Source organism: Brevundimonas sp. AVps7, from assembly GCF_058681545.1.
The window spans coordinates 1,158,919-1,174,061 of record NZ_CM178742.1 but is presented as its reverse complement, the minus strand read 5'-3'; the positions used below and the strand labels follow the sequence as shown (position 1 = coordinate 1,174,061).

Here is a 15,143-nt window from a genome sequence, read left to right as displayed (position 1 = left end):
CGTCCCCAAATTTGAGTATATATCAGATCGCAACGAAACATCGTTCGGTGACGATCAACAAGCTTTACCATTACCGATCACCTGATAAACGAGGCCGCGAAGATCTGTTTCGTTCACCGAGGGAACGGTGTCATACCCCGAATGGGGTATAATCCGGAGTTGCGGATCGTCGACGCGCCCAGGAGATTTTTAGTGATCGAGGAGATCTACGAAGCGGCGGCCAATGACGAAGCCTATGCCGCGCTGCCGCGGTTGTTGGCGGATGCGGTTGGCGCGCGTTCTGCGACGCTGCAGGTTGTGGAACACGGCGTCCCGGTCCACATCGCCAGCTCCTATTTCAGCCCGGAGATGAGCGAATACTATGTCGCCCAAAACATGGGCGAGCATGACGTCTGGAACAGGCTGGCAAACTCTAGAGATTTGGTTGGCCGTGCAATTTCATCAGACCTCATTATGTCTCGCGAAGAATTTACCCGCACTGCGTTCTTTAACGACTTTTTCCGCGTCTTCGGTGACGACACCGGCGTCAGCTTGGGCGCCCTGATTCCTACCGATCTGGGGTTCATCGGACTGGGATTGCATAGAGCAACGACGGCTCACGCCTACAAACAGGCTGAGATCGCCCGCCTGAACGACGCCCTGCCGCACCTTCGGCGGATGATGGGAATCCGCCACCGACTTCAGGGGCTCTTGAATCGTGCAGAAGGCTTGGAGTCTGCCTTGAATGCTCAGGGCAGCGGGTTGGTCGTCACGGATCCGAATGGTCGGATCACGTTCGCCAACTCTTCGGCTGAGCAGATCATCAGAAGGGGCGATGTTTTCAGGGTTGTCGGAGGCAAACTCGTTGCCCACGACCCGGCATGCCAAGCTTCGTTTAGAGCGGCCATCGGCGCGGCATGCACAGGGCGGGGCGGCAATGCTGTCTGGGCACGGCGCGTGGATGGCAGCGCGTGTAGGCTGACAGTCAGCCCTCACCGGAGCACGGCTGGCCTGCTCGGGGTCTTGATCATGTTGGACGACCCGGGCGCGGATGCTCCCGACTGCCGAGACGTGCTCCGTGCCCTCTATGGACTTACGGCCGCAGAGGCAGATCTTGCTCAACTTATGTTCGAAGGGCTCAGCCCGAAAGAAGCGGCTCACGCGCGGGGCGTATCAATCGGGACAGTTCAGACCCAGCTGAAGTCAATCCGTTCCCGCACCGACACGACCCGTCACGGCGACCTGGTGACGCTCGTGGCCGGAGTTTCTCATCTAATCCCCGAAACATGACCATCATCTGGATCAGTGCTGTCATCTGTGGACGGCCGGCGCTGACAGGTTAACCCCGCCAAGTGGAGACCTGCCCTCCCCTGCTTTCCGTCAAGAAGTCAAGCCGTCACGGCCGCCCAAGCGGATGCCGCATCGCTGCGAAAGCGCCGAAGGGTTGGCCGGCTGATGAGATATCTCTGGGTGTAGAAGGTGTTGTAGATCGCCGCATGGGTGGTGAGGAAACGCTGGGCCGAGGCCTGGCTCTTGAAGAGCTGTTGCTGCCTCTCCCGTCGTCGGATCGGAAGATGGGAGTTCTCCGCGCGATTGTTCTCCCGGAGCCGGCCTGGTCGATGAAGATGGCGCAGCTCGAGCTGATCCAGGGCCGCAACGTAGGAGCCCAGCCCGTCCGTCGTGATGAGCTGGGGCTCCACAGGCTGATTTCGGAGAAGGCGTCGGAGTAGCTTCAGCGCGGCTTCCGTGTCCCGCCGGTGCTGGACGACGAGGTCCAGAACCTCGCCTTCGTCATCGACTGCTCGCCACAGGCACATGCGCTTTCCGCCGATCCGGCAGACCATCTCATCGAGATGCCAGCGAGGCGATGAGGCTTGCCGCCGGCGCTTCAGCCGCCGGGCGATCTGGGGCCCGAACTTGATCGTCCAGCACCGGATCGTCTCATAGCTGACATCGACGCCGCGAGCGGCCAGGAGCTCTTCAACGTCGCGCAGGCTGAGACTGAAGCGGAAGTAGAGCCACACGGCATGGCAGATCACCTCCGCCGGAAAGCGGTGGCGCTTGAACGATAGCGGCGTCACGAAACTCACCCACAATCAGCCGGTTACAACGGCCTTCAGTGGAGGCAAGTTAGCGTTAGACTGACAGCACCGCCACCGACCCTTGTTTTAATTGACCTAATGGGCCGGATGGCCATCCCACCCATCATGGGACCCATCAATGGTTTTTGAGCGGATTAACGGGTCCCCCTGTTAGCTGGGCGCGCCAGGGGTGTTAACGGCTCAGCGCGGACAGGCTCGGTCCGGGATCTTCGACCAAGGTGCATGGCGTGATGCCCTCGGCATGCAAGGCATCTATAAACCATTCTGCGTCATGGCCCCGGTCACCCAGCAGCCGTGGCGCGCTGGGCAGGCTGTCCAGCCGGGTAGCGGCATCGACATCCTCTGCTCCTGTTACCAGCCTCCACCGTGTCGGCTTGATAGGAAAAGTTTCGGCCCATCAGTCTGAAGGGTAACAGGAAACCGTGAGATCGAGCCCGCGCAGTGCTAGCGGCACGAAGAGAGAGCGACCTTGACGACCTTCCCGACCAATCCTCTTGCACCGGTTGCCACCCCTTCGCCGCTGCTGGACGGTCGTCAGGGCAAAGCTGGGCCCATCCTGCTAATGTCGCAGGGCTTCCCGGCCTGGCTCGCCGCCAATGACTGCAGCTTGGCGCTCACGACCTATCAGGCGGGCCGGTTATTCATGATCGGGCGTAAGCCCGACGGTTCGGTGCGGGCCCATGAACGACTGATCGAGCAGTGCCAGGGTCTGTGGACGGACGGCCAAGCTCTCTGGACCAGTGGCCTTTTTGCCCTGTGGCGGTTCGAGAATGATCTCGATCCGGGCGTCGTCACCGCGACTGGCGTCGATCGGGTATTTGTGCCGCGAGAGGGTCGGATCACTGGCCAGATCGATGTGCATGACATCGGGGTAGGCGATCTGGGTCAGTTCGGTGGTCCACCCGGCACGGGGCCGATCTTTGTCTGTACCGCCTTCAACTGCCTGGCGACCCCCGATGACCACGCCAGTTTCCGGCCGCTGTGGAGGCCGCCGTTCATCAGTCAGATGGTGGGCGAGGATCGCTGCCACCTGAACGGCTTGGCCATGGACGGCGACCGCGTCGCCTATATCAGCGCCGTGAGCCGTTCGGACGTTGCGGACGGCTGGCGCGAACGTCGTCTCGATGGCGGGGTGGTTCTCGATGTCGCCACCGGCGAGGTCGTGGCGACGGGCCTGTCCATGCCTCACTCACCGCGTGTTTATGACGGCAGGCTGTGGGTTCTGAATTCAGGTCAAGGTGAACTCTGCACAATCGACCCGGCAGACGGCACAGTCACGGCCGTTGCGTTCTGCCCCGGCTATGCGCGTGGCCTCGCGTTCATCGGCCGTTACGCCGTTGTGGGCCTGTCGCGCCCACGCCGCAATCAGACCTTCGAAGGCTTGGACCTAGATGACCGGCTAACCGCCAAGGATGCGGTACCCCGCTCTGGCCTTCTGGTCATCGACATCGACACGGGCCGCACGGTCGAGTGGCTGCGGTTCGAACACACGATCGACGAACTCTACGACGTAGCCGTGCTGGCCGGTGTGAAACAGGCCGAGGTCATCGGCTTTCGCGGCGGCGACATCAGACAGGCTGTCCGGGTTTCGGCGGACATTGCTGGCAAGGTCTAACGCTAGGCAGCGCAGTCTTTCGAGGCCTTCGCCCCGCCAGGTGGATCAACAGCGAGCCCTGCCTCGCCGGCGGCCGGATCTTTTGGCTCAAGAGGTGCCATCGCCAACCACCCGCGCACGCCAAGCCGACTGTTAGAAGTTCAGCAGTGTCTATGGCGCGGCGCGGATCGGTGAAGACCATTTCACGCGCGGCTGCTCGGGGGCAGTTGTGGCTGGCCGCCGGTGTCTTTTCAGTTCAACGTAGAATGGTTGAACGGATCTGGCTCGCCATGCCTCGTTTCAGGAGCTCACTATGCCTGCCCCGACCCTAACCGGCTTCAACCCTTCGATCGTTTTTGGCGAGAACACCGTCAACGCCACCCCGCAACTGCTAGATGCGGATGTCACCTTCTCCGATGCGGAGGGCGATTTTGATGGCGGCTCATTGGTTCTGTCCGGCCTGTTACCCGAGGACCGGGTGTCGGTGCGTAACGAAGGTACATCGGCAGGCCAGATCGGCTTGTCGGGTACAAGCGTCACTTACGGCGGGGTTGTCATAGGCACTCTGGCCGGTGGGACCGGTGCGACCCTGACCGTCACCTTCAATGCGTCGGCGACCTCGGCAGCCATCGACGCCCTCATCCAGAACCTGACCTATGCCAATGCGTCTGACACCCCAAGCACGACGCGCCAGCTCAGACTGTCGGTCGTGGACGCGGCGGGCGGCAGCATTGGTACTGATAGCAGTATTCCGACTTACGTCCCAGCAACCGGAGCGGCCAATCCTTTCAGCGGCATTGACGTGGGCTCGATGGCCACCCCGACATTTGTCGATCTAGACGCCGACGGAGACCTTGATCTTGTCGTTGGAAACGAAACTGGTAGTTTCAGTGCGTTCCGTAACGGAACTATTGGAACATCAGGCGCTTTTTCTCTGTTAACTGGTTCAGCTAACCCCTTCGCAGGCATAGCGGCGGGCATTTACGCTCCACCAACGTCTGTCGACATCGATAATGATGGAGACTTAGATAATATTGAGCAGACATTTGGAATATATGCTGCGCCAACATTCTTTGACATCGACAGAGATGGCGACTTAGATTTTATTGCGGGGACACTTCTACAAATCGTACGAGTAAACACCGGAAGTATAGGCCGATTTGATTACCGGTATGTCCAAGTTGGCTTGGCAACATTTCGCAACGGTTCAGTTGGAGATTCTGGAACATACACATCCGTCAGCCGATTAGATAACCCTTTCAATTTTTTGCAGTCCAGTAACCTTGGCACGGTCGAGGGTCGGATTCAAAACCCTGTATTTGTTGATCTGGACGGCGACGGTGACCTCGATCTCGTGGCTGGTGCGCCCAACGGCACCTTGACGATGTTTCGCAACGGATCGGCCGGCGCAGCCGGGTCATTCGCGCGAGTCAGCGGCGCAAGCGACCCGTTTGCCGGAATTGACGTCGGTGCCTACAGCACCCCAGCGTTCGCTGACATCGACGGCGACGGTGACCTCGACCTAATTGTCGGGACCAACTACGGCACTTTGCTGACTTTCCGCAATGGGACCATCGGAACAGCAGGGACCTTCACTGCTCTCACGGCCGGCCTCAATCCGTTTGGCAGCATCGACATCGGTAACCGCAGCACCCCTGCTTTCGTGGACCTGGATGGGGACGGCGACCTCGATCTGGTCGTGGGGAACGCTGACGGCACTCTATCGACCTTCCGTAACGTTGGTGGCCGGACAATCACCGTAACGGTCAGCGCCGACAACGACGCCCCGGCCGCCACAGGGCTGCCGGCCGACGTGAGGGTGACGGAAGATGCCGCATCCAACCTGGACCTGTCATCGGTAACGATCACCGATGTCGACACCACTGGCGCAATCACCGTCACTCTTACCGCCTCGGCCGGAACCATGACCGCAACGACCGGCGGAGGCGTCATCGTCACGGGCTCCGGCACCGGCGCGGTCACACTGTCCGGAACCGCCTCCGCTATCGACGCCTTCCTGAACACGGCGTCCAACATCCGCTACACCGGCGCTCTGAATGCCAGTGGCAATAACGCTGCCACCATCACACTCACCGCCAACGATGGCTCGGGCGTTGTCACACTCGGAGTAGTCAATGTCGACATTACGAACGTCAACGATCCGCCGACGCTAGCGGGTTTCAATCCATTGATCGTGTTTGGAGAAAACACTGTCAATGTCACGCCGCAACTGCTGGATGCCGACGTCAACTTCGCAGACGTGGATGGTGACTTAAACGGCGGCAGGCTGACCATCTCTGGCCTACTGGCGGAAGACCGAGTCTCGATACGAAATGAGGGCCCGGCGTTAGGCCAGATCGGCCTGTCGGGGGCCAATGTCACCTATGGCGGTGTCGTCATAGGCACCCTGATCGGTGGTTCTGGCACGTCTCTTACTGTCACGTTCAATGCCGCAGCGACATCAGCGGCGATCGACGCGCTGATCCAGAGCCTTACCTATGCCAATGTGTCGAATGCGCCTACGACGACACGTGTTCTTTCTCTGAATGTCACCGACGCTGCCGGCGACGACCTGGGTGTTGGTGCCCGGACCGCAAACTTTTCAGCTGCAACAGGCGTGGCGAACCTCATTCGCGGCCACGATGTCGGCTCCAATGCCACCCCGGCGTTTGTCGACCTCAATGGCAGCGGCAACCCAGTCCTGGTCGCCGGAAACCTGGACGGGACCTTGTCGACCTTCCGCAGCACGTTCCGTGGCGGAGACTTCCATGCTCAGACTGGTATCTTGAATCCGTTCAGCGGCATCGACGTGGGCTCAACAAGCACTCCGACCTTTATCGACCTGGACGGCGACCGCGACCTTGACCTCGTGGTCGGTAACTCCGAAGGCGTATTGCTGGCCTTCCGCAACGGGACTGTTGGTACAGCGGGTGCCTTCACCGCGCTCACCGGTTCGTTCAATCCGTTCAATGGCGTCGATGTCGGTAGCAATGCCGCCCCGACCTCGGCGGACATCGACGGCGACGGTGACTTGGACCTCGTGGTGGGCAACGGCGACGGCACCCTCCTGACTTTCCGAAACGGGACCGTCGGTGCGGCGGGTGTCTTCACTGCCCTGACCGGCGCTGCTAACCCGTTCAATAACATCGACGTAGGCGGTAGCAGTACCCCCACATTCGCGGATCTAGACGGGGACGGAGATCTCGATCTCGTCATAGGTGAGCGCTACGGGACGTTGCTGACGTTCCGCAATGGGACCGTTGGTGCAGCGGGCGGTTTCACCGCCCTGACAGGCGGGGACAACCCGTTCAACGGCATCGATCTGGGATACAACTGCGTCCCAACCTTTGTGGACCTGGACGGTGACGGTGATCTCGATCTCGTCGTGGGCACCAACGACGGCATGTTCCGCACGTTCCTCAACGGCACGCCGCGCGGTCAGACGATCACAGTCACGGTCAATGCTGAAAACGACGCCCCGACCGGGGCAGGCCTACCCCGCGACGTAATGGTGCTTCAAGACGCAACGTCAAATCTCGATCTGTCGTCAGTGACGATTACCGACGTGGATTCGGTCGGAAGCATTGCCGTCACCCTGATGGCGTCGGCGGGCATCATAACCGCCAACACTGGTTCGGGTGTCACCGTGGCCGGCTCGGGCACCGGTGCCGTCACCCTGTCAGGCACGGCCTCGGCCATTGACGCGTTCCTAAACGTGGCCTCGAACGTCCGCTACACTGCTGCCGCGAACGCCAGGGGTGACAACGCCGCCACGATCACCCTCACCGCGAACGATGGCTCGGGTGCCGCAACCCTCGGCACAGTCAATGTCGACATCACCGCCAGGGTCAATGGGACCGGTGTGAATGATGTTATCAATGGCGGAGCGGGCAACGACATCATCAACGGCGGGCGGGGGTTTGACACCATCGACGGTGGGGCCGGCACAGACACGATCCTTCTCGACGGGAGGAGCTCCGCCTATTCCGTGGCGCGGACGGCAGACGGCGGTTATCGGATCACGGGTTTTGGACAGACTGATACTGTCGCCAACGTCGAGCGGGTCAGCTTCGATGGCGGGGCGACCTCGATCACGCTCGCTGAGTTTGAGCAGCAGGCGTTTGATCCATTCGCTTATATGGTCGCCAACCCAGACATCTATGCAGCCTACGGGATCAACGGTTCCGCTGCCGCGCGCGCTCATTACTTTGCTTTCGGCATAAACGAAGGACGCGATCCGGGGACCTTCGACGCCCTGACCTATGTCGCTTCCAACCTGGACCTGATCCGGGCCTTCGGGACCGATCAGGCTGCAGCGACGCAGCATTACATCCAGACAGGTCGGTTCGAGAACCGCCCGACGGACCGGTTCGACGCCCTTTCTTATGCGGCCACCAACATCGACCTGGCCCAGGCTTTCGGCACCGACGTCGATGCTGCGACACGCCACTATATTCGGACAGGCGTCTTCGAAGGACGCGCAACGACGGGGTTCAATGCCCTTCTCTACACGGCTTCCAACCCGGACTTGGCGCGCTCGATCGGCCTTGATGCCGCGGCCGCGCTGATCGACTATCTGACGTCTGGCCTGCGAAGCGGGCGACCAACCGATACGTTCAACGCCTTGCTCTACTCGGCGTCAAACCCCGACCTCGCGCGCATCTATGGGACCAATACGGGTGCTGCCGTGTTCCACTATGTCGCCTATGGCGTGAACGAAGGGCGGCCAACGACAGGCTTCGATGCCCTCGCTTACTCCGCGGCAAATACTGACTTGGCCAGAGTGTTTGGGACCGACGCGACGGCTGCTCTAAGGCACTATTTGAACGCTGGCGTGAGTGAAGGTCGCGTCACATCCGGCTTCGACAGCGTTGCCTATCTCCTGACAAACAGTGACCTCGCTGGCCTTGGAGCGACGGGTGCCCTCAATCACTGGCTGGTGTGGGGTGCCGATGAGGGTCGTGTTGGAGATAGCGTGTTCGGTCGGGAACAGACGGGTCACACCCTTGTGGTTTCCGGGGTTTCTGGCGCGATCGATCAAGTTGGAGACCGAGACTGGTTCCAGCTCGATCTGGCCAGCGGCCAAAGCATCACTCTAAACGTCGCCGGAGCGGGTGCACGAGGTGGAAGCCTCCCGGATGGCGTAGTTTCGGTCTTTGACGCCCTCGGCCGACTGGTAGCGACCGACAACAACTCGGGTCCAGAGGCCGATGCCCGGGTCTCATTCACCGCCACGACACCGGGCACATATTATGTCGTTGTAAGTGGCGCTGGTGGAGTAGGTACCTACCAGGTCACCTACACGTCACCAGCCATCGCCGGGCCTTTTGCACCCGCTGCCGACGCCACAGCCAAAGACCTCGATGCCCCGCAGGTCCTACCGGACATGGGCGACGACTTCGCGTTCACGAGCGATCCGGAAAGCGACGCCTTCATCCTGCCCATGCTGGACGATCTATTGCCGCTGGTCCTGCCGTCCATCGACGAGGGCACTGAGTTCCTGCTGCAGGCCTTTGATCGGTTCCCGCCACCCTCCGGCGACACCATCGCCACCTTGCCGATGTTCGACGAGCACAACGCTGACGATGCCAATCTATGGCACCGCTTCGACCCTAACGACGGTTGGATCATGCAGTAGGTCTGCATCGACTATACGAGCCAGCGATTTTCTCAGGGCAATCTCACCAAGTCTAAAAGCCTGACCTGTCGCTCCCACCGGAACTCAGGATCAGCTCTAAGTTCTGCGGGCTCCTATTACGACCACAGGACCAGAGGGGAGTAGGTAACGATTTTTGCGCCTATTTTCAAAGAGTCCCCGGTCATTCGCCTAGACAACTCCCACTAGATTGTGTCACGCAAGCCCTCTTGTAAAAAAGCTTTGAGGGATCGCAGATGCCAACAATCACAGGGACGGTTGGCGACGATCTCCTCCAGGGCACCGACGGTAGTGACTCCATCGACGGCGGTGCGGGCAACGACATCATCAACGGGCTGGGCGGCGACGATTACATCATCGGGGGAGCCGGGAATGACCGCATCGACGGTGGTGCCGGTAACGACCGCATCTATGGCGGCTTGGGCGACGATGTCGTTTTGGGTGGTGCCGGAAACGACTCTCTTCAAGACGAAAGCGGCAATGACCTGCTGAGTGGCGGCGCGGGTAACGACACGCTTTACGTTTCTCGCTCCTCCAATGCCTCGGGCAGTTTCGTGCGGATGGAGGGTGGCGACGGGGACGACGAGCTCGGCGTGAGCAACTTCACAACGGCGCGGGTCGAGCTCGACGGCGGGACAGGCCAAGACCGGTTCAACGTCAGCTACCTTTATGGGGCCACGAGCATCACCACCGGCGAAGGCGTGGATACGATCAGCGTCGGCCCCACGATCAATGCCGCTCTGACAGTGACGGATTTCACCGCTGGAAATCAGGGCGACAAGCTGACCCTGGACTTTTACCTTACCAACTCGCTGCGAAACTGGGATGGCACCAACCCCTTCGGAACCGGCCACCTCAGGCTGGTTCAGGCCGGCAACGACACGATTGTCCAGGTCGACAATGACGGCCCGCAGGCTTCCGGTCAGTTCACCACTCTGCTGACTCTACAAAACGTCCAAGCGGCCAGCCTCACCGCTGCAAACTTCTCCGGCCTGGCACCTGACGGCTCTAATCCGCCTGGACAAACCCTTTCGGGCACTGACGCAAGTGACTCCATTACCGGTAGCGCGGGCAACGACATCATCAACGGGCTGGGCGGCGACGATTACATCATCGGGGGAGCCGGGAATGACCGCATCGACGGTGGTGCCGGTAACGACCGCATCTATGGCGGCTTGGGCGACGATGTCGTTTTGGGTGGTGCCGGAAACGACTCTCTTCAAGACGAAAGCGGCAATGACCTGCTGAGTGGCGGCGCGGGTAACGACACGCTTTACGTTTCTCGCTCCTCCAATGCCTCGGGCAGTTTCGTGCGGATGGAGGGTGGCGACGGGGACGACGAGCTCGGCGTGAGCAACTTCACAACGGCGCGGGTCGAGCTCGACGGCGGGACAGGCCAAGACCGGTTCAACGTCAGCTACCTTTATGGGGCCACGAGCATCACCACCGGCGAAGGCGTGGATACGATCAGCGTCGGCCCCACGATCAATGCCGCTCTGACAGTGACGGATTTCACCGCTGGAAATCAGGGCGACAAGCTGACCCTGGACTTTTACCTTACCAACTCGCTGCGAAACTGGGATGGCACCAACCCCTTCGGAACCGGCCACCTCAGGCTGGTTCAGGCCGGCAACGACACGATTGTCCAGGTCGACAATGACGGCCCGCAGGCTTCCGGTCAGTTCACCACTCTGCTGACTCTACAAAACGTCCAAGCGGCCAGCCTCACCGCTGCAAACTTCTCCGGCCTGGCACCTGACGGCTCTAATCCGCCTGGACAAACCCTTTCGGGCACTGACGCAAGTGACTCCATTACCGGTAGCGCGGGCAACGACATCATCAACGGGCTGGGCGGCGACGATTACATCATCGGGGGAGCCGGGAATGACCGCATCGACGGTGGTGCCGGTAACGACCGCATCTATGGCGGCTTGGGCGACGATGTCGTTTTGGGTGGTGCCGGAAACGACTCTCTTCAAGACGAAAGCGGCAATGACCTGCTGAGTGGCGGCGCGGGTAACGACACGCTTTACGTTTCTCGCTCCTCCAATGCCTCGGGCAGTTTCGTGCGGATGGAGGGTGGCGACGGGGACGACGAGCTCGGCGTGAGCAACTTCACAACGGCGCGGGTCGAGCTCGACGGCGGGACAGGCCAAGACCGGTTCAACGTCAGCTACCTTTATGGGGCCACGAGCATCACCACCGGCGAAGGCGTGGATACGATCAGCGTCGGCCCCACGATCAATGCCGCTCTGACAGTGACGGATTTCACCGCTGGAAATCAGGGCGACAAGCTGACCCTGGACTTTTACCTTACCAACTCGCTGCGAAACTGGGATGGCACCAACCCCTTCGGAACCGGCCACCTCAGGCTGGTTCAGGCCGGCAACGACACGATTGTCCAGGTCGACAATGACGGCCCGCAGGCTTCCGGTCAGTTCACTACTCTGCTGACTCTACAAAACGTCCAAGCGGCCAGCCTCACCGCTGCAAACTTCTCCGGCCTGGCACCCGCGATAGCAGCACCGACGGCTCGCGTGAATGCCCCTGGCAGCCTCACGGAGGGCACGAGAGGGGACCTATCCATCACGTTCCTGAACACGGGCCAGCTCACCACGACGGTAACCGTCACGGCCGTTGGGACATCGACCGCGACCGGTGCCGACGTGACTTATGTGGTTGGCACTTACCAAATCCAGGTGAGCCAGGCACCGCCAAGCGATTACACTTATCAGCTCGGTCAAATGGTCGCGTTGGACGATCTGCTCGTTGAAGGGGTGGAGAACTTGCGTCTTGAGGTCCGAGCAACGGGCCAGATATTCGCCACGACTGGAGACAGAGCACTCGTCGATGTCGCCATTCTCGACAACGATTTTGGAGGCACTCCGAGTGCTGAAACGCTTATTGGAGATGCCGGCACCAATCTAATCGAAGGTCGCGGTGGCGCTGACAACCTCACTGGATTAGGCGGCAATGACGTCCTTCGTGGAGGCACCGGAAACGACTTCCTCGACGGTGGATCGGGCGACGACGTGCTGTCGGGCGGGACGGGTTCCGACGTGCTCGATGGAGGAGCTGGAGCCGACACGATGCTGCTTGATGGAGCAGCTAGCGCCTATTCAGTCATGCGGGTGGCTGGAGGCGGCTTCAGGGTCACGGGTTTCGGCGCGACTGACACGATCACAAACATCGAGCGCGTCAGCTTCGACGGCGGAGTGACCTCGATTAGCGTTGCTCAGTTCGAGCAGCAGGCCTTCGATCCTTACGCCTACATGGTGGCCAACCCGGACATCTACGCAGCCTACGGGGTCAATGGGGCGGCTGCCGCGCGGGCTCATTACTTTGCATTCGGCGTGAACGAAGGACGCGATCCGGGGCACTTCGACGCCTTCGCCTATGTCGCCTCCAACCCGGACCTGGTCCGGGCTTTCGGGGCCAACCAGGCTGCAGCCACCCAACATTACATGGCAGCAGGGCGCTTCGAGAGCCGGTCTACAAACAGCTTCGATGCGTTGGCCTACGCAGCTTCCAACGCTGATCTTGCCCGGACGTTCGGGACGGACATTGAGGCCGCAACCCTCCATTACGTCAGAGCGGGTTTCTACGAGGGTCGGCCCACGACCGGGTTCAACGCCCTGCTCTATACGGCGTCCAATCCGGATTTGGCGCGCACCATTGGTCTGGATACGACTGCCGCCACGATCGACTACCTAACGTCAGGCCTGCAAAGCGGCCGACCGACCGATACCTTCAACCCGCTGATCTATGCGGCGTCCAACCCCGACCTGGCCCTGGCCTACGGTTCCAATGCCGGCGCAGCCCTCTTCCACTACTTGGCTTCTGGCGCGAACGAAGGCCGCCAAACCACTGGCTTCAGTGCGATCGCTTACTCTGCAGCCAACCCGGATCTGGCCAGCGTGTTCGGGACCAATGCTTCAGCCGCCTTGCAGCACTATCTGAACGCAGGCGCTCGCGAGGGTCGCGTCACATCCGGCTTCGACAGCGTGGCCTATCTACTGACCAACAGCGACCTCGCTGGGCTGGGGGCGTCAGGCGCGCTCAATCACTGGCTGATCGCCGGCGCTGATGAAGGACGGAGCGGAGATGCCGTCTTCGGTCGAGATCAGTCCAGTCATCAGTTGGGTGGATCGACAACCGGTACGCTGGAACAGGCGACAGATCGGGACTGGTTCCAGGCCAACCTGACCGGAGGCAACCGAGTTGTGATCGGCTTGACGGGAGCGGCCACGACGGTCGAGCTCTACGATGCTCTTGGGAACCGCATCCCGTCTACAGCTGGGCAGGCCGGTAATGTCTTTGATGTGGCTACGACTGGAGCCTACTTCGTCGTGGTGTTCGGCGCGACCGGCAACTTCACGGTCAGCACGTCGGTGGGGAGCGCATCCCCTCTCGTTATCCCAGCTCTCGAAGCTGAAACCAAAGACGCCGGGCCGTTGGTCCTGCCGGACATGGGCGACGAGATCGCGTTCACGAGCGATCTCGACAGCGACGCCTTTATCCTGCCCGTACTGGACGATCTATCGCCGCTGGTCCTGCCATCCATCGAGGACGGACCTGAGTTCTTGCTGCAGGTCCTTGATCGCTTCTCGCAGCCCTCCTCCGTCGAAACCATGCTCACCCTGCCGATGTCCGACGAGCACAACGCTAACGATGTCAATCTATGGCACCGCTTCGATCCCAACGACGGTTGGATCATGCAGTAGGTCTGCATTGACTATGCGAGCCACCGGTTCTGTCGGGGTAACTTCGCCAAGCCCAAAAAGCCCCTACCCCGAGACTCGATTAGGCGCCGGCAGCCGTCCAACCGGTCGCCGGTGCACGCGGGGGCCCGCTCATGACGCTCTGCGGGAATCATGCGCTCCTTCCCTCAACGGAGGACGCCTTGGCTAAGCTGCTGGACCTCAAGACTTGGTTGACCCTCGGCGAGGCCGCACGTCACCTGACGGAGGTGCTCGGAGACGACGTCAGCGAAGCCGACGTCTTACGACTAGCTCTCGACGGACACCTTGTGCTGTCAGCGCTTTTTGTGAACCACACCATCGCGCGGGTTGGGAAGGTAGTTCCGCTCGACGAAGCCGAAGGCGAACTCGTTCCCGCGCTCATGGGCTTCGAGTCGTTCGAGATGGTGAGAGGCGTCAAGCTTAACAAAGACGAAATCCTGACGCTGTCCGATCACGTCGTGCACCTAGAGGGCCTCTGGGACCTTCCTCTGATTGGCGCGGAACGGATCGACTTGGAGCACCAATACCAGGCGTTGACCGGTGGACCGGCGGTGGACCTCGTCTGTCTGGACGGAGCGATAGTCCGGGGGGAAAACGGAGTGTTGGCGCAGTTGGTCAGCAAACATCTACCCAATCCCGACAGAGCACCCCGCTCGACGCATCCCGACCGCAGTCACCACAGCCACTTTTACCCGGCGGCCAGTTTGCCGGAAGACAGCGTTATCGTGTTGAGCACCGCCAACCTGGCCTCCTTCCGAGCTGCTGTGTCTGACCCGATTCAACACGCCCGGCCTTTAGAGACCCGCGAGCGAACAACGCTTCTAGTAGTCATCGGGGCGCTTCTCAGGCTGGCCAAACTCGATCCCGCCAAGCCGTCCAAGTCTGCGGCCGTCATTGAATCCGAGACTGCTCTGATGGGCGCGCGGGTGTCCGCTCGGACAATTGAGGAGCACCTGAAGAGAATCTCAGAGGCCGTCGACGCGAGGTCTGGCTCGTAGATCGCCGCAACTGCGGTCCGATGCACCGCAACTGCGACCCGGAGGTCGTCGCTCCAAGCACCCTGTGAACTC

Annotated in this window: 6 protein-coding genes; 5 read left to right on the top strand and 1 reads right to left on the bottom strand. The window is 60.9% G+C overall.

Annotation, left to right across the window (positions count from 1 at the left end):
• The first annotated feature begins 192 nt into the window (after nt 1–192).
• On the top strand, nt 193–1,269 hold the full coding sequence (locus ACW17Y_RS05675) for a helix-turn-helix transcriptional regulator (protein WP_492037801.1): 1,077 nt from the start codon (nt 193–195) through the stop codon (nt 1,267–1,269).
• 98 nt (nt 1,270–1,367) lie between these two features.
• Here the strand turns inward: ACW17Y_RS05675 and ACW17Y_RS05670 are convergent, their stop codons facing one another.
• The gene (locus ACW17Y_RS05670; protein WP_492038247.1) at nt 1,368–2,060 is read right to left on the bottom strand and encodes an IS6 family transposase; all 693 of its coding nucleotides are present in this window, start codon (nt 2,058–2,060) and stop codon (nt 1,368–1,370) included.
• Nucleotides 2,061–2,550: 490 nt separating this feature from the next.
• Here ACW17Y_RS05670 and ACW17Y_RS05665 point away from each other — a divergent pair, with 490 nt between their 5' ends.
• From ACW17Y_RS05665 to ACW17Y_RS05650, 4 genes are all read left to right on the top strand, one after another.
• Entirely contained in the window at nt 2,551–3,696 is a 1,146-nt protein-coding gene (locus ACW17Y_RS05665; protein ID WP_492037800.1) for a TIGR03032 family protein, read from the top strand.
• Between the two features lie 292 nt (nt 3,697–3,988).
• Nucleotides 3,989–9,313 (top strand): beta strand repeat-containing protein, encoded by a 5,325-nt coding sequence (locus ACW17Y_RS05660; protein ID WP_492037799.1) that lies wholly within the window; start codon nt 3,989–3,991, stop codon nt 9,311–9,313.
• A gap of 254 nt (nt 9,314–9,567) precedes the next feature.
• Nucleotides 9,568–14,055, top strand: coding sequence for a beta strand repeat-containing protein (locus ACW17Y_RS05655; RefSeq protein WP_492037798.1), 4,488 nt, complete (start codon nt 9,568–9,570; stop codon nt 14,053–14,055).
• A gap of 179 nt (nt 14,056–14,234) precedes the next feature.
• Nucleotides 14,235–15,071: a hypothetical protein gene (locus ACW17Y_RS05650; RefSeq protein ID WP_492037797.1), complete on the top strand. Its 837-nt coding sequence runs from the start codon at nt 14,235–14,237 to the stop codon at nt 15,069–15,071.
• Nucleotides 15,072–15,143 lie beyond the last annotated feature (72 nt).

What these genes read in the sequence shown, in the direction of transcription:
- ACW17Y_RS05660 (WP_492037799.1), top strand. Translation starts at nt 3,989, where the DNA reads ATGCCTGCCCCGACCCTAACCGGCTTCAACCCTTCGATCGTTTTTGGC.
- ACW17Y_RS05655 (WP_492037798.1), top strand. Translation starts at nt 9,568, where the DNA reads ATGCCAACAATCACAGGGACGGTTGGCGACGATCTCCTCCAGGGCACC.